Origin of the sequence: Rhizobium sp. AQ_MP, assembly GCF_014237835.1 — a bacterium.
Lineage (GTDB): Bacteria > Pseudomonadota > Alphaproteobacteria > Rhizobiales > Rhizobiaceae > Allorhizobium.
In genome coordinates this window covers 200,709-216,483 of record NZ_JACJVI010000004.1, presented here as the reverse complement: position 1 = coordinate 216,483, position 15,775 = coordinate 200,709, and the positions used below count along the sequence as shown (strand labels likewise).

Annotated in this window: 17 protein-coding genes; 12 read left to right on the top strand and 5 right to left on the bottom strand. The window is 62.4% G+C overall.

The genetic code is table 11. The annotated features are described in order from the left end of the window. Positions 1–22 precede the first annotated feature (22 nt). The 9 genes from H6M51_RS09095 to H6M51_RS09055 all read left to right on the top strand — a co-directional run bounded on the left by H6M51_RS09095 (position 23) and on the right by H6M51_RS09055 (position 7,657). Positions 23–1,288 carry a 3-phosphoshikimate 1-carboxyvinyltransferase gene (locus tag H6M51_RS09095; RefSeq protein ID WP_185809557.1) on the top strand — a complete coding sequence of 422 codons (1,266 nt, stop codon included), beginning with the start codon at positions 23–25 and terminating at the stop codon, positions 1,286–1,288. Next, positions 1,285–3,219 (top strand): DUF2207 domain-containing protein, encoded by a 1,935-nt coding sequence (locus H6M51_RS09090; protein WP_407073568.1) that lies wholly within the window; start codon positions 1,285–1,287, stop codon positions 3,217–3,219. The genes H6M51_RS09095 and H6M51_RS09090 overlap by 4 nt, the downstream gene beginning before the upstream one ends. A 64-nt stretch (positions 3,220–3,283) precedes the next feature. Beyond that, positions 3,284–3,589, top strand: coding sequence for a HigA family addiction module antitoxin (locus tag H6M51_RS09085; protein WP_185809556.1), 306 nt, complete (start codon positions 3,284–3,286; stop codon positions 3,587–3,589). A gap of 96 nt (positions 3,590–3,685) precedes the next feature. Further along, positions 3,686–5,839, top strand: coding sequence for a glycine--tRNA ligase subunit beta (gene glyS, locus H6M51_RS09080; protein ID WP_185809555.1), 2,154 nt, complete (start codon positions 3,686–3,688; stop codon positions 5,837–5,839). 70 nt (positions 5,840–5,909) lie between these two features. Further along, entirely contained in the window at positions 5,910–6,230 is a 321-nt protein-coding gene (locus tag H6M51_RS09075) for a type II toxin-antitoxin system RelE/ParE family toxin (protein WP_185809660.1), read from the top strand. A gap of 1 nt (position 6,231) precedes the next feature. Continuing rightward, positions 6,232–6,546, top strand: coding sequence for a DNA-binding protein (locus tag H6M51_RS09070; RefSeq protein WP_185809554.1), 315 nt, complete (start codon positions 6,232–6,234; stop codon positions 6,544–6,546). A 67-nt stretch (positions 6,547–6,613) separates the two neighbouring features. Then, entirely contained in the window at positions 6,614–6,865 is a 252-nt protein-coding gene (locus H6M51_RS09065) for a type II toxin-antitoxin system ParD family antitoxin (protein WP_185809553.1), read from the top strand. After that, positions 6,858–7,157: a type II toxin-antitoxin system RelE/ParE family toxin gene (locus H6M51_RS09060; protein ID WP_185809552.1), complete on the top strand. Its 300-nt coding sequence runs from the start codon at positions 6,858–6,860 to the stop codon at positions 7,155–7,157. The genes H6M51_RS09065 and H6M51_RS09060 overlap by 8 nt, the downstream gene beginning before the upstream one ends. Further along, positions 7,154–7,657 carry a DUF523 domain-containing protein gene (locus tag H6M51_RS09055; RefSeq protein WP_185809659.1) on the top strand — a complete coding sequence of 168 codons (504 nt, stop codon included), beginning with the start codon at positions 7,154–7,156 and terminating at the stop codon, positions 7,655–7,657. The genes H6M51_RS09060 and H6M51_RS09055 overlap by 4 nt, the downstream gene beginning before the upstream one ends. Positions 7,658–7,716: 59 nt before the next feature. Here H6M51_RS09055 and H6M51_RS09050 read toward each other — a convergent pair whose 3' ends face one another. The 3 genes from H6M51_RS09050 to purD form a co-directional block, all read right to left on the bottom strand. After that, complete coding sequence (locus H6M51_RS09050; RefSeq protein WP_185809551.1) at positions 7,717–9,537, bottom strand: methyl-accepting chemotaxis protein; 1,821 nt, start codon at positions 9,535–9,537, stop codon at positions 7,717–7,719. A gap of 267 nt (positions 9,538–9,804) precedes the next feature. Continuing rightward, positions 9,805–10,254, bottom strand: a complete 450-nt coding sequence (locus H6M51_RS09045; protein WP_185809550.1) for a plant virulence effector HPE1-like domain-containing protein — start codon at positions 10,252–10,254, stop codon at positions 9,805–9,807. A 125-nt stretch (positions 10,255–10,379) separates the two neighbouring features. Next, positions 10,380–11,651 carry a phosphoribosylamine--glycine ligase gene (gene purD, locus H6M51_RS09040; RefSeq protein ID WP_185809549.1) on the bottom strand — a complete coding sequence of 424 codons (1,272 nt, stop codon included), beginning with the start codon at positions 11,649–11,651 and terminating at the stop codon, positions 10,380–10,382. Between the two features lie 150 nt (positions 11,652–11,801). Between purD and H6M51_RS09035 the strand changes: the two genes are divergently transcribed. The 3 genes from H6M51_RS09035 (at position 11,802) to H6M51_RS09025 (ending at position 14,866) form a co-directional block, all read left to right on the top strand. Then, a complete protein-coding gene (locus tag H6M51_RS09035; protein WP_138285298.1) occupies positions 11,802–11,996 on the top strand; it encodes a type II toxin-antitoxin system HicA family toxin in 195 nt (64 codons plus the stop codon). A gap of 23 nt (positions 11,997–12,019) precedes the next feature. Then, positions 12,020–12,418: a type II toxin-antitoxin system HicB family antitoxin gene (locus tag H6M51_RS09030; RefSeq protein WP_185809548.1), complete on the top strand. Its 399-nt coding sequence runs from the start codon at positions 12,020–12,022 to the stop codon at positions 12,416–12,418. A 129-nt stretch (positions 12,419–12,547) separates the two neighbouring features. Next, on the top strand, positions 12,548–14,866 hold the full coding sequence (locus tag H6M51_RS09025; protein WP_185809547.1) for a Tex family protein: 2,319 nt from the start codon (positions 12,548–12,550) through the stop codon (positions 14,864–14,866). A gap of 65 nt (positions 14,867–14,931) precedes the next feature. Here the strand turns inward: H6M51_RS09025 and H6M51_RS09020 are convergent, their stop codons facing one another. Next, on the bottom strand, positions 14,932–15,252 hold the full coding sequence (locus H6M51_RS09020) for a TraR/DksA family transcriptional regulator (protein WP_162548233.1): 321 nt from the start codon (positions 15,250–15,252) through the stop codon (positions 14,932–14,934). A 25-nt stretch (positions 15,253–15,277) separates the two neighbouring features. After that, positions 15,278–15,688, bottom strand: coding sequence for a universal stress protein (locus H6M51_RS09015; RefSeq protein WP_162548219.1), 411 nt, complete (start codon positions 15,686–15,688; stop codon positions 15,278–15,280). Positions 15,689–15,775: the final 87 nt, after the last annotated feature.

The window sequence follows — 15,775 nt, the reverse complement described above, 5'->3', positions numbered from 1 at the left end:
CGATGCATTGAGACTGGGATCCATGACGACTGACAGTGTGACCATCCTTCCGCCCGCCCATGCCCTGACCGGCAAGGTGAGCCCTCCGGGTTCGAAATCCATCACCAACCGCGCGCTTCTCCTGGCAGGTCTGGCGAAGGGCACGAGCCGCCTGACCGGCGCGCTGAAAAGCGACGACACCCGTTACATGGCCGAAGCGCTGCGCCAGATGGGCGTGAGCGTCGAGGAGCCGGATGCCACCACCTTCGTCGTCACCAGCTCCGGTCAGCTCAAGGCCCCGTTAGCCCCGCTCTTCCTCGGCAATGCCGGCACCGCGACCCGCTTCCTCACTGCTGCGCTGGCGCTTGGCCATGGCCGCTATGTCGTCGATGGCGACGAGCATATGCGCAAGCGCCCGATCAAGCCGCTGGTCGAAGCTCTGAAGTCGCTCGGTGTCACCATCGAAAGCCCCACCGGCTGCCCGCCTGTCACGATCGATGCCACCGGCCGTTTCGAGAAGAACCATGTCGTGATCGATGCCGGGCTTTCCAGCCAATATGTCTCCGCTCTCCAGATGGCCGCAGCCTGCGGTTCTGAGCCGTTCACCATCGAGCTTGCCGGTGCCGATATCGGCGCCCGTGGTTATATCGACCTGACAATGTCGGCCATGCGCGCCTTCGGTGCCAAGGTGGAGCAGCCGACACCATCGTCCTGGGTCATCCAGCCGACGGGCTATACCGCGACCGATTTCCACATCGAGCCCGATGCCTCCGCTGCCACTTATCTCTGGGGTGCTGAAGTTCTGACCAAGGGCCAGATCGATATCGGCACGCCGTCCGAGGCTTTCACCCAGCCGGATGCCAAGGCCTATGACGTGATCGCGCAGTTCCCCAACATGCCCGCCGTGATCGACGGCAGCCAGATGCAGGATGCCATCCCGACGATTGCCGTGCTCGCCGCCTTCAACGAGACCCCGGTCCGCTTCGTCGGCATCGAGAACCTGCGCGTCAAGGAATGCGACCGCATCCGCGCCGTCTCGACCGGCCTCAACAACATTCGCGAAGGCCTGGCGAAAGAAGAGGGCGACGACCTGCTCGTCTTCTCCGACCCATCTCTTGTCGGCCAGTCCCTGCCGGCCGAGATCGACACCTTTGCCGATCACCGCATCGCCATGAGCTTTGCGCTCGCGGGCCTCAAGATCCGCGACATCACCATTCTCGACCCCGGCTGCGTGGCCAAGACCTATCCCGGCTACTGGGATGCGCTCGCCTCGCTCGGCGTCGAGCTCGTCAGGAACGATCCGAAATGACCATGCTCCTTCGCCTGTGCTCCGCCTTCCTTCTCCTTCTCTGGATGGCATGCGGCGCGCAGGCTGAGGAAGTCATCCGCGACTACCACGCCGCCATCACCGTCTTTCCCGACGCAACGCTCGAGGTGACGGAGACGATCACCGTCAATGCCGAAGGCAATGACATCAAGCGCGGCATTTTTCGGGACTTTCCGCTCTATGCGCAGGATGCGCGCGGGTTCCGCCAGAAGGTCGATTTCGACCTGATCTCGGTGGAGCGGGACGGCCAGCCCGAAGACTATCATACCGAAAACGTCACAGGCGGCATCCGGATCTATACCGGCTCTGCAGACGTCTTCCTGCGTCCTGGTGAATACACCTATACCATCACCTACCGCACCGGCCGCCAGATCCGTTATTTCGACGATCACGACGAGCTCTACTGGAACGTGACCGGCAATGGCTGGCTCTTCCCGATCGATCGCGCCGGTGCGACGGTCACGCTGCCCGAGAATGCTCTCCCGACCAAGACTACCTTCTACACCGGTCCATCAGGCTCTCAGGAGCAAAATGCGCGTGAAATCCCGGGATCGAACGGTCTGGAATTTCAGACTACAGCCCCCCTCGGCCCGAACGAGGGCCTGACCATCGTACTCGCCTTCGACAAGGGGCTGGTCGCCGCGCCCTCTTCAGAGGATACCACCTGGTGGTTCATCCGCGACAACCTCAACACCATCATCGGCTTTGGCGGCCTTGCCGTCATCTTCCTCTACTACCTCCGTTCCTGGGTGGTCGTCGGCCGTGATCCCTCCAAGGGGGTCATCGTCCCGCGCTGGGATGCGCCCGAAGGCATCTCGCCCGCATTGGTCAACTACATCGACAACAAGGGCTTTTCCGGTGCCGGTTGGACTGCGCTGTCCGCCTCCGCTCTCGATTTGGCGGTGAAGGGCTACGTCGAACTCGACGACCTCGACAGCAGCATCACGATCCGCCGCACGGAGAAGCGTGTGGAAGGCAAGCTGCAATCCGGCGAGGCGGCGCTGATCGCCGAGATCCCCACGGCCGGCAAGGCAATCGTCATCGACAAGGCCAATGGTGAACGGGTCAAGTCCGTCGGAAACCGTTTCCGCCAAGCCATCGAAAAGGAACACCGCAACAGATATTACAAGGGCAATGCCGGCTACACCTCGTTCGGCATCGGCCTGTCCATCGCGGTCGTCGCTTGCCTCTTCATCTTCGGCGATCTCTCCGAAGACGTCTACGCACTCATCTTCGTGCCGACTTTCTTCTCGGTGTTCTTCGGTACCTTCACCATCGGGCTGGTGAATTCCTTCAGGCGCGGCCGCTCGCTGTTCAGCAGGATCATGATCGTCTTGGCGCTGGCCCTCATCGGCTTCGTCGCGCTGTCGACCCTGGCGCTGATGCTGATCTCGATGTGGATCGACCTCGAAGCGACCCACCAGTTCCCGGTCCTCGTCGCCTTCGGCGGTATCCTCCTGGTGAACCTGCTCTTCTTCTACATCATGGGCGCGCCGACCCCGCTCGGCCGCAAGCTGATGGACGGCATCGAGGGCCTGCGCACCTATCTGACGCTTGCGGAAGAAGACCGCATGAACACGGCCGGCGCGCCGACCATGTCTCCCAGCCATTTCGAAAAGCTTCTGCCCTATGCTGTGGCGCTGGGCGTCGAAAAGCCGTGGTCCGAGACCTTCCAGACCTGGCTTGCCACCGCCGCAGCCGGTGCCGCTGCCGACAACTATAGCCCCGGCTGGTATCACGGCAGCAATCCCGGCGGCTTCGGCGGTCGCATCGGCGGCTTCTCCTCCTCCATGGCCTCGACCATTGCCTCCACCATCCCAACCCCACCGCCCTCCAGCTCCTCATCCTCCTCAGGCTTCTCCGGCGGCTCGTCGGGCGGCGGCGGTGGCGGCGGTGGCGGGGGAGGGTGGTAGGTCTCTCCCTTGAGGCATGGTACATTCCTCATCTCAGCTGCTTAGTTGTTCGGTGAGACATGCCATGACAACCGTCCTGCCGCCCGTCCATCCAGGTGGAATTCTGCGCGATGAGTTTCTGGAACCCATGGGCCTGAGCGCCGGAGCGCTGGCGCGCCTCTTGAACGTACCACGCACCCGGATCGAGCGTCTGGTCGCAGAGCAGACGTCACTGACGCCCAATACGGCGCTTCGCCTCGCTCGGTATTTCGATATGTCGCCGCAGTTCTGGATGAACCTCCAGACGAGCTATGACCTGAAGACGGAAGCGACGGCAAAAGCTGCAGAGCTGGCTGCCATTCCGGTACGAACCGATCTGACCGCTGCCTGATGCACCGCCATTTTGCACCGATCCATGGATGACTTTTGCCGCGCGGCTTGCTAAGTCCGCCGCAGCCTTCTGCAACAAGCGAAAAAGTCTCAATCGATGCCCGATCTCCTGCTCGAACTCCGCTCCGAAGAAATCCCCGCCCGCATGCAGCGCAAGGCGGCTGGCGATCTGAAGAAGATGGTCACCGATGCGCTTGTCGATGTGGGTCTCACCTATGAGGGTGCGCGCGAATACTGGACGCCGCGCCGCCTTACGCTGGATATCCGCGGCCTTACCGCGCGCTCTGCAGACATCAAGGAAGAGAAGAAGGGCCCGAGCGTTTCAGCGCCTCAAGGAGCAATCGATGGCTTCCTGCGCGGCGCGGGCCTGACTTCGATCGACCAGGCCATCGTCAAGACCGATCCGAAGAAGGGTGATTTCTACGTCGCCTATCTGGAAAAGCCCGGCCGTGCGGCGGAAGAGATCATAGCCGATGTGATGCCGGGCATCATCCGCACATTCCCCTGGCCGAAGTCGATGCGCTCCGGTTTTGCCTCCATGCCCAAGGGCTCCGGCTATGGCGGCATCGAGGGCAAGGGCATGGAAAGCCTGCGCTGGGTGCGCCCGCTGCAGTCCATCGTCTGCACCTTCGGCCCCGAGCATGACGAAGTCCAGGTCATCCCCTTCGAGATCGACGGCATCGTGGCGGGCAACGTCACCTACGGCCACCGCTTCCACGCGCCCGATGCCATCACCGTCAAGCGCTTCGACGATTACGTCACCAATCTGGAACGCGCCAAGGTCATCCTCGATGCCGAGCGCCGCAAGGACATGATCCTGCATGACGCCCGCGACATCGCCTTTGCCAATGGGCTGGAACTGGTCGAGGACGAAGGCCTGCTGGAGGAAGTCTCCGGCCTCGTCGAATGGCCGCAGGTTCTGCTCGGCACGTTCGAGGAGGATTACCTCTCGATCCCGGCCGAGATCATCCGCCTGACGATCAAGACCAACCAGAAGTGCTTCGTCGTGCGTCCGCAGGGTGCGACGGACAAGCTCTCCAACCATTTCATCCTGATCTCCAACATCCAGGCCACCGACGGCGGCCGCGAGATCATGCATGGCAATGGCAAGGTCGTGCGCGCGCGCCTGTCGGATGCGCTGCATTTCTGGAAGCGCGACCAGGGCGACCTGCCGGACCTCGATACGCTGAAGGCCTCTGCCGCCAAGTTCGATCTGGACCTGAAGAAGCCGCTCGACCAGCGCATGGCCAAGCTCGATGCGCTGAACGTGACTTTCCATGCCAAGCTGGGCACGCAAGGGGAACGCGTCGCGCGCATCCGCGAACTTGCCAAAGTGCTGGCCCCGATCGTTGGTGCCGATCTGGCCCTCGTTGACCGCGCTGTGGTGCTGGCAAAGGCTGACCTTCGCACCGAAGCCGTCGGCGAATTCCCCGAACTTCAGGGCGCCATGGGGCGGAAATACGCGCTGCTGCAGGGCGAGAACACCTCTGTCGCTGCCGCCATCGAAGACCACTGGAAGCCGAACGGCCCGTCGGACCGCCTGCCGGAAGACAAGGTCGGCCTCACCGTCGCGCTCGCCGACAAACTCGACACGCTCGTGGGCTTCTGGGCGATTGACGAAAAGCCGACGGGTTCGAAAGATCCCTATGCCCTGCGCCGCGCAGCGCTGGGTGTTGTGCGCATGATCCTGGAGAAGGGCATCCGGCTGCCCATCGCATCGGTCGCCAAGGATGCCGACCTCCTCTCCTTCTTCCACGACCGCCTAAAGGTCTATCTGCGCGATCAGGGCGCCCGCCATGACATCATCGACGCCGTGCTGACGCCCGAAGCCGACGACTTGCTTGTGGTCGCCCGCAAGGCCGAGGCGCTCACCGCCTTCATCACCTCGGAAGACGGCCTGAATCTCTTGGCCGGCACCAAGCGTGCCACCCAGCTGCTGGCCGCCGAAGAGAAGAAGGGCACCGTCGTCGCCGATGGCGTGTCGGAAGCACTACTCAAGCTCGATGCCGAAAAGGCACTCTTCGCCGCCATCCAGTCAGCCTCGCAATCGGCAGCCGAAGCCGTGGCATCGGAAGACTTCCGCTCCGCCATGCAGGCGCTCTCGACCCTGCGCGGCCCGGTCGACAAGTTCTTCGAGGATGTCTTGGTCAACGACGAGGACGCGGCCATCCGCGCCAACCGCCTTGCGCTCTTGAAGGCCATCCGCGAGGCAACCGGCACAGTCGCCGATTTCTCCAAGATCACCGGCTGATGATGTGAGACCCTGCTTCGGCGGGGTCTTTCTCAGTTGATAATGGTGGCCTATATGTTACCATTTAGCCATAGAGATCCGTGAGTTCCTCGACGATCAAGGGCGCAGTCCCTTCGGGCTCTGGTTCGAAGGGCTGGACTCCATGGCTGCGGTCAAGGTTACGACGGCCATCACCCGCATGTCGCTAGGCAACTTCTCCAATGCCAAGGGTGTGGGCGAAGGTGTTCTGGAGTATCGCATCGATTATGGACCCGGTTACCGCATCTATTTCGGTAGAGACGGCGATAGACTCGTCATTCTGGTCGCCGGCGGAACCAAGAAGCGACAGCAGGCAGATATCAAGACGGCGCAGGCCCGTTGGGCAGAATACAAGAAGCGGAAGGCAAGCTAACATGGCTTTGACGAGAGACTTCAAGGAAACCGTTCGCGATCGAGCGCAATCGGATCCAACTTTTCGCGCCGCACTGCTGAGCGAGGCGATCGAGCTCCTGCTTTCGGGTGACGTCGAAACCGGTCGGGCTCTTTTGCGCGATTACATCAACGCCACGATCGGTTTTCAGGAACTCGCCCAGAAGTCCGGCCTGCCGCCTAAAAGCCTGATGCGCATGTTCGGCCCGTCCGGAAACCCGCGTGCCGACAATCTGTTTGCCGTTATCCGCCTGCTGCAGGACGAAACCGGCGTGCAGATCGCAGTGAAGGCTGCGTAAGCATCTTTGGCTGAGCGCACATTGGTGATAAAGTCTTGTTCTTGGAATTGCCGAGGACGCCATCCCCATGAACAAGCCCGTTCAGGTCACCATTGCCGACCCCTATGACAGCTTCATCGACGCCCAGCTCGAGAGCGGCCAGTTCAAGTCGGCGCAAGAAGTGGTCGAAGCCGGCCTTCAGCTGCTGAAAGAAGAGCAGGCCCGGATCGAATGGCTGCGGAATGCGCTGATCGAGGGTGAGAACAGCGGGCCTTCTGTGCCGTTCGATCCCGAAGATCTGATGGGCTCTGTCCGAGAAAGATGGAAGAGCCGTGGTTGAGATCCGGCTTAGTCCCGCCGCACGCCAGGATTTTCTTGAGATCGGTGACTACACGCGGGATCGATGGTCGGAGGCTCAAGCCGAACGTTACCTTAGGCAGATCCTTGCGATGATAGCGGAAATCGGAACCTATCCGTTTTCAGGCAGCGAGGTACCTTCGTTGCGGCCTGGTTACCGTCGCCGGCGGTGCGGCTCACATCTGATTTTCTATGTCATTCTGGAGGATGGCATGGTGGAAGTCGTTCGCATCATTCACGAGCGAGCCGACCATGTGGGTAAACTGGACGACTGACCTTCATGCCCCCCAAAATCCTCATCAGCGCCTGCCTGCTCGGCCGCCCCGTCCGTTATGACGGCAAGGGCAAGCTGCTCGCAGATCCCTTGATCGAGCGCTGGAAGGCCGAGGGTTGCCTCGTCGGTTACTGTCCCGAACAGGCCGGCGGCCTGCCGACGCCGCGTCCGCCCGCCGAAATCGAAGGCGGCATGAATGGTGAGGATGTGTTGGCCGGTCGGGCACGGGTCCTGGAAGTGACGGGCGGCGACGTGACGGAGGCATTCGTCGAGGGTGGCAAGAAGGCGGTTGCCTTTGCCCGCGAGCAGGGATGCGACGTCGCACTCCTCATCGATGGCAGCCCCTCCTGCGGTTCCAGCTTCATCTATGACGGCTCGTTTTCCGGCGCCCGCCACCCCGGCTTGGGCGTCACGGCAGCCTTGATGCGGCAGGCGGGCATCGAAGTCTTTTCCGATCGCGAACTCGATCAGCTCGCGGCGCATATCGAAGCCAGGGGCTGAAACGAAAAGGCCGCCGGATCGCTCCCGCGGCCTCTGTGTTCTCGAAGACAGTCCGGGCCTCAGCTTGCCATGCGATACTGCTGCTGGCCGGCACCCGCCTGGCTCGTCTTGAAGCTTCGGATCAGGTTCAGGAGGTCACCGGTGTCGTTCGCGAGAACCTCGGCAGAGGCCGTGGTTTCCTCGGCCATGGCGGCATTCTGCTGGGTCGCCTGGTCGAGCTGGTTCATCGAGGCGGAGATCGAGCGCAGGGTCGTGTCCTGCTCCTGGGCGCTGTGCGAGATCTTCGACACGATGTCGTTGGCGCTGGCGATCTGGTCGGAGATGCGCTTCAGCGCCTCGCCAGTCTGACCGACCAGCTGCACGCCCTGTTCGACCTGAGCGGACGAACGGGCGATCTGATCCTTGATCTCCTTGGCGGCAGCTGCCGAGCGTTGCGCAAGCTCGCGAACTTCCTGGGCAACGACGGCAAAGCCCTTGCCGCTTTCTCCGGCGCGTGCTGCTTCGACGCCGGCATTCAGGGCGAGAAGGTTGGTCTGGAAGGCGATCTCGTCGATCACGCCGATGATCTTGGTGATCTCCGCCGACGACTGCTCGATGCCGCTCATCGCGTTGATCGCACGGGTAACGATCTCGTCGCTCTGCTTGGCCTCGCCACTCACCGCACTCACGCGGTTTGCGGCTTCGCGGGCGCCGTCCGCCGTCTGACGAACCGCAACGGTCAGTTCGTCAAGCGCGGCCGACGTCTCTTCGAGGTTCGCAGCCTGGCGCTCGGTGCGGGTGGCAAGCTCGCCGGAGGCACGGCGGATCTCTTCCTTGGAGACCGCAATGTCGTTGCCCTTCAGGTTGACACGTGCCATGGCCTCTTCGAGACGGGCGAGTGCATCATTGAAGTTGTCGCGCAGGCCGGCATATTTCGGGCCGAGATCCGCGCAGCGAACGGTGAGATCGCCATGGGCGAGCTGTTCCAGTGACTGGCCGATGGTCGAGACGACATGCGCCTGCTGGCGTGCTTCGGTAACCTGTGCTTCGGCATTCTGGCTGCGCTCGCTGTCAAGCTCGCGCTGCTGCTCTTCCTGCCGGGCTGCAAGCGCGTGACGCTCGCGCACCTTGTCCTGCAGGCTCTTGGTGGCCTTGGCCATCAGACCGATTTCGTTGGCCATGTCCGTATGCGGGATGGCGATGCTTACATTCTCGTCGGCGACGGCCTCAAGCGCATCATGGATGGCCTTGAGCGGGCCGGTAATGTTGCGGATGACGAAATAGGCGGCGACCAACGCGAGGATGAAGATGCCTGCAGACCAAGCGATGGTCTTGATCACGCTGGAGCGGATTTCGGCCTTCAGGTCGTCCGTGTACAGGCCGGTGACGATGACGACCTTCCAGGGCTCGAAGGCCTTGCCGTAGGAAGCCTTGGGATAGGAGCGGTCTTCCGGATCCTTGCCCGGCTTCGGGCCGATGAATTCGACGAAGCCGCCGCCCTGCTGGCCGAGGCGAACCAGCTCGTCGCGATAGGCAAAACCATTGGCATCCGGCTTGCCCTTGTTGCTCTTGCCCACGTCCTTCGAAGTCGGATGGAAGACCATCACCACGTCATAGTCATAGCCGAAGAAGTAGCCATCCGGCTCGAAGCGCATCTTGTTGAGCATGTCGTAAGCGCGTGTCTTGGCTTCTTCGACGGAAAACTCGCCGGCCACTGCGCGATCATTGAAATCCTTGAGGACTGATAGCGCCGTTTCGACCTGCGTGCGCAGCAACTCGTAGCGCTGCTGGTAGATGGTCGCGGTGGACGATCTGACCTGGAAATAGGTGGCAGCGGCAAAGGCCGCCATAAGTCCGCCGATCAGCACGATCAGCTGGAGGGAAATCTTGAGATTTTTCATGCCTGGGAAAGCTTTCGTCTGAAGTGCGGTTCGGGCGCCGGTGGGAGGATCAGTCGAACGGATCGGCACTTCATGTCCCGAGACTGTCGTCAGTCTCGTCGCGAAATGTTGACATGGTTTTAAGCTTATCGCGATATTTCACTACAAGAATGTAGGGGCGAAATATGGGGGAGACAACGGCATAACGCCCGGGACTGGACCGGGCGTTATGTCCGTGTCTACCACGAGAGACCGCCGCGCCCGGATCGTAAGGCCGGCGGATGGGGATTAGTTAAGACGGAGTTCGAAGCCAGCCAGGGCAGGCGTCTTCTGTGCACCGACAGAGGCGTCGACGGCAGCAGTGGTCGCGTCATGGTCGACTTCATCGCCGGTGGGCAGCGCGCCTGCAACGATGGCGGAGCCATTCGTTGCCCAACCATGGGCCGAGGTGTAGACCACCACGGGCGAACCACCGAGCCAGCTCTCAACCCGCTTCAGCTTCTTCTCGCCATCGATTTCGACGACTTCCGCCGTCTGGCTGCCCGACGGCACGGTCGGGACCTGGTAGGCCTTTCCGTCAATCCGCGGAGCCGGCGGCGGGCATTCGCTGCAATCGACCTGCACGATGCTCGGCTGGGTCGGCGCAAGACCGCTCACGGTCGAGATCGAGCCGGCCAGAACCGGCGAGGCCAGTGTCGATACTGCCAGAACCATGGATGTCGAAAGGATGAGACGCATCACCTTATTCCCCGATTGTTGGGAAGAACATTAGCGATCGTTTCTTTCGATCCGGTCAGAAGCTTTGATAAAATTTGAACGAAAGGGCGGATTTCCACCTGAAATCCAGCGCGATCTGCCGGAAATCAGGACTTCTCGCGCGCAATTGCCCGCCAGCCGATGTCACGGCGGCAAAAGCCGTTGGACCACTCCACCGCATCCACGAGCCGGTAAGCGGCAGCCTGCGCCTCCGCAACCGTCGCCCCACGCGCCGTCGCGTTGAGCACGCGCCCGCCGGTCGCAGTCAGCTGGCCGTTCTTGAGCGCCGTGCCCGCATGGAAGACCTTCGCGCCGTCCCCAGCCTCGGGAAGCGAGGCAATCGGCGTAGCCTTGTCGTATGCGCCGGGATAGCCCTTGGAGGCCAGCACCACCGTCAGCGCTGGGTCTGCGCTCCATTCGGCCGAAACCTGGTCCAGTGTGCCGGTGGCCGAGGCATAGAGGATGGGCAGGAGATCGCTCTTCAGCCGCATCATCAGAACCTGGCATTCAGGATCGCCGAAGCGGACGTTGAATTCAATGAGTTCCGGACCCTTCTCCGTGATCATCAGCCCGGCGAAGAACACGCCCTGGAAGGGGTGCCCCATCTCGGCCATGCCGCGCATGGTCGGCTCGATGATCTCCTTCATCGTCCGCTCGACCATCTCAGGCGTCATGACCGGCGCCGGCGAATAGGCGCCCATGCCGCCGGTATTCGGGCCGGTATCGCCGTCGCCAACGCGCTTGTGGTCCTGGGCGGTGGCAAGCGGCAGAAGTGACTTGCCATCGGACAGGCAGAAGAAGCTCGCTTCCTCGCCATCGAGGAAGGCTTCGACCACGACTTCCGCACCGGCTGCCCCAAAGGCGCCCTCGAAGCAGTCGTCGATCGCGCTGAGCGCCTCATCCAGCGTCATCGCAACGGTGACACCCTTGCCGGCGGCAAGGCCATCGGCCTTGATGACGATCGGCGCACCCTGTTCGCGCACATAGGCCTTGGCCTTCGGCGCATTGTTGAAACGCTGGTACGCCCCGGTCGGAATGTTGAAGCGGGCGCAGACATCCTTGGTGAAGCCCTTGGAGCCCTCGAGCTGAGCAGCCGCCGCCGATGGTCCGAAGACCGCGATACCGGCCTCGCGCAGACGGTCGGCAATGCCGGCGACCAGCGGTGCTTCCGGCCCGACGACGACGAAGTCGATGCCCTTGTCCTTGCAGAATGCGACGACAGCAGCGTGATCATCCGTGTCGAGGGTAACAAGCTCCGCCTCTTCGGCGATGCCGGGATTGCCGGGGGCGGCATAAAGCTTGGTCAGAAGTGGCGACTGGGCGATCTTCCAGGCCAGCGCATGCTCGCGTCCACCCGACCCGATCAACAAAACCTTCATCGCCAGCCTCCAGTGCCACAAGGGAATGCCCGGCGGTTAAGGGGAGGGAAGCGAAAGGTCAAGCGTTTCGCACCTTCGCCCCTGGGAATTCAGGGATGAGCTTGCGTCGATCAGGTGCTATACCTATAAATACGTATAAGGGAGGCGTTTGTGACGAGCCATGAGGTGCTGCGCAGGCTGCTTGCCGAGGGCTGGTTCGAGGTCGGGCAGAAAGGCAGTCACAAGCACTACCGGCACCCCTCCAAGCCCGGACGCGTAACGGTTCCCCATCCAAAGCGCGATATTCCGGTTGGGACACTGCGTTCGATATGGCGACAGGCCGGCTGGAACTGGCCACCCAAGTGAACGGGAAAAGAGAGAGCGTTGACATGCAGATCGTCGCCTTGGTCCACAAGGACAGTGACAGCTACGGCATATCCTTTCCGGATCTCCCCGGCTGCATCTCCGCTGCAACGTCGCTCGACGAGTTGTTGCTCGACGGCAAGGAAGCACTCGATCTGCATGTGGAAATGATGATGCAGGACGGTGAACCGCTCCCCGAATTCCGCAGCCTCGACGCATTGCGTGCCGAACCGGAATTCACTGAGGACTTCGCGACAGCGGAACTCGTGACACTTCTGCCTGTGGATATTCCAGGTCGTGCCGTGAAGGTGACCATCACGATGGAAGAGCACCTGCTAATGAGGCTCAACAAGGCGGCCGCGCGTCAGGGATATACCCGATCCGGCTTCATCGCCGAGGCCGTGAGGCGCAAACTGGCAGGCTGACGAGGCTTGCCTTGCCGCATTCCCTCGCTATGGTCCGCCTCCACTCGGCAGGTTCCGCAAACGTGTTCTGCGGATTGCGATGAGAACCTGAGAAAAGACAAAGCCTTCTTGGCACAAGACGGAAGACCCATGGCCGACGACATCAAGAGCATTGCCGCCCTCATCGCCACCGAGATCAACGCCCGTCCCGATCAGGTGACGGCCGCTGTCGGTCTTCTGGACGAGGGTGCCACGGTTCCCTTCATCGCCCGCTACCGCAAGGAAGTGACCGGCGGTCTTGACGACACGCAGCTGCGCAATCTGTCCGAGCGGCTGATCTATCTGCGCGAGCTCGCCGCCCGCCGGAAGTCGATTTTTGAGAGCATCGACGGCCAGGGCAAGATGACCGACGAGCTCGCCCGCAAGATCGCCTCGGTCACCACCAAGGCCGAGCTCGAAGATCTCTATCTGCCCTACAAGCCGAAGCGCCGCACGCGCGCCGAGATCGCCCGCGAAAAGGGTCTGCAGCCGCTCGCCGACGCGATCCTTGCCGACCGCACGAGCGACCCGCAGCAGCTCGCAGCCGGTTACATCACCGAAGATGTGCCGGACGTGAAGACGGCGCTCGAAGGCGCCCGCGACATCATTGCCGAGCAGATCTCGGAAAACGCCGATCTCATCGGGCGCCTGCGCAACGACATGAAGGATCGCGCCATACTCTATTCGAAGCTCGTCGACGGCAAGGCGGAGGCGGGCGCCAAGTTCGCCGACTATTTCGACCATTCAGAACGCTGGGCAACCGTCCCCGGTCACCGGGCGCTTGCGATGCTGCGCGGCTGGAACGAGGAATTCCTGTCACTGTCGATCGAAGTCGACCGCGATGACACGGCCCCGGTGAAGCCGAGCCAGCGCATGATCGCCGCCGCCTATCAGGTCGCCGGCAAAGGCCCCGCCGACCAATGGCTGCTCGAGGTCGCCGGCTGGACCTGGCGCGTCAAGCTGTCCGTCTCGCTCTCGCTCGACCTGATGCGCGAACTGCGCGAGCGGGCCGAGGAAGAAGCCATCCACGTCTTCGCCCGCAATCTGAAGGATCTGCTGCTGGCAGCCCCCGCCGGCTCGCGCCCGACCATGGGCCTCGACCCCGGCATCCGCACGGGCGTCAAGGTCGCCGTGGTCGATGGCACGGGCAAGGTGGTGGAAACGACGACCGTTTATCCCTTCCCGCCGAAGAACGACATCCGCGGCACCCAGACGGAACTCGCCTCGCTCATCCGCAAGCACAAGGTCGAGCTGATCTCGATCGGCAATGGCACGGGCAGCCGCGAGACGGAAAAGCTGGTGGCCGACATGCTCGCGCAGTTCCCGTCGACTGCACCGAAGCCGACCAAGGTCATCGTCTCGGAAGCCGGTGCCTCGGTCTATTCGGCCTCCGAAACCGCCGCCAAGGAATTCCCCAATCTCGACGTTTCGCTGCGCGGCGCCGTCTCGATTGCGCGGCGCCTGCAGGATCCGCTGGCCGAACTCGTCAAGATCGAGCCGAAGTCGATCGGCGTCGGCCAATACCAGCACGATGTCGACCAGGGCAAACTCGGCCGCTCGCTCGATGCCGTCGTCGAAGATGCGGTGAACGCCGTCGGCGTCGATCTCAACACGGCATCCGCCCCGCTGCTCGCGCGCGTTTCCGGTCTCGGCAAGACGACGGCGGAAGCCATCGTTGCCCATCGCGACGCGACCGGCGCCTTCGAAAGCCGCAAGGATCTCCTCAAAGTCCCGCGCCTCGGCGCCCGCACCTTTGAGCAATGCGCCGGCTTCCTGCGTATCCCGAACGGCAAGGAGCCGCTCGATGCCTCCTCCGTCCACCCGGAAGCCTATGGCGTAGCGAAGAAGATCGTCGCCGCCTGCGGCCGCGACCTGCGCTCGCTGATGGGCGATAGCGCGACGCTGAAGAGCCTCGACCCCAAGCGCTTCATCGACGAACAGTTCGGCCTGCCGACCGTCAAGGACATCCTTGCCGAACTCGAAAAGCCCGGCCGCGACCCGCGCCCGTCCTTCAAGACCGCGACCTTTGCCGAAGGCGTCGAGGAAATCACCGACCTCAAGGTCGGAATGACGCTCGAAGGCACCGTCACCAATGTCGCCGCCTTCGGTGCCTTCGTGGATATCGGTGTGCATCAGGATGGCCTGGTCCACGTTTCCCAGCTTGCCGATCGTTTCGTCAAGGATCCGCATGAGGTGGTGAAGGCTGGCGATGTGGTGAAGGTCCGCGTCGTCGAGGTCGACGTCAAGCGCAAGCGCATCGCGCTGACGATGCGCAAGGACGGCGGCGAGGCACAACAGCCCTCGATGCGCGGCGATGCGCGCGGTAATGCCAATGCGATGAAGAACGCCAACGCACGCCCGCCGAAAACCGAGCAGTCCTCCATGGGCGGCCTGGGTGCCGCGCTCGCCGAGGCCATGCGCAAGAAGTGAAACCAAAAAGAAACAGGCCGGAGCTCATCACTCCGGCCTGCCCATCGCCCCTCAAAAGGCGCCTCTCAATGCGAGGTTGCGCAATCCTTGCAGAATGGTGTGTGCGGCACCGCCTTCAGCCGTTCCATGGAGATCGGCTCGCCGCATTTGGTGCACTGACCATAACGCCCCTTGGCGATCCGGTCCAGCGCCGCATCGATCGCCCTGAGTTCCTCTTCGCCGACCTGGCCGAATTCCTCCAGCACTTCGTCGTTCTCCGCCTCGGTGGCGCGCTCGGCGCTGTCGGCGCTTTTCAGCGTGCCGAGATCCGTGTCGATCTTCTTCAGCCGCCGCTCGATCTCGTCCTTGCGGGCGAGGAGAATGCGCTCGAAATGCGCCGTGTCCATGGCTTGTGCGGGATTGTCCATCGTCTCACCTGTCGACCAGAACGGAGATCTTCGAATGGCGTACGACCCGGTCGGCCGTCGCGCCGATGAAATAGTTGGAGAAGTCGGGCACATGCGACCCGACGATGATCAGGTCCGCCTTATGCTCTTCGGCTGCCGCGAGGATTTCTCGAGCCGGCGCACCGGAGCGGATTTCGATATGCGCGCTGGCACCCGTCTTTTCCTTGAGTGTCACGAGCTTGGCCTTGGCGTCGGTGATCGCGCCTTCGATCAGATCAACCGGTACGTCGATGGCCAGATAGCCGGGGATGTCCTCGATGATGGTCAACAGCACGATTTCACCACCCGCATCGAGCAGCGACTTGGCCTTGGTCAGGATCTTCTCACCAATTGCAGTGGCAGCTGGATCAACCGGGACGATGATCTTCTTGTACATCTTGCTCTCCTTTGTCACCCGCCGGGTGTTTCCTCTTCATGGCGGCAGAATGCGTCCGGCGATGCTACCTCGCATTGATCAGGATCA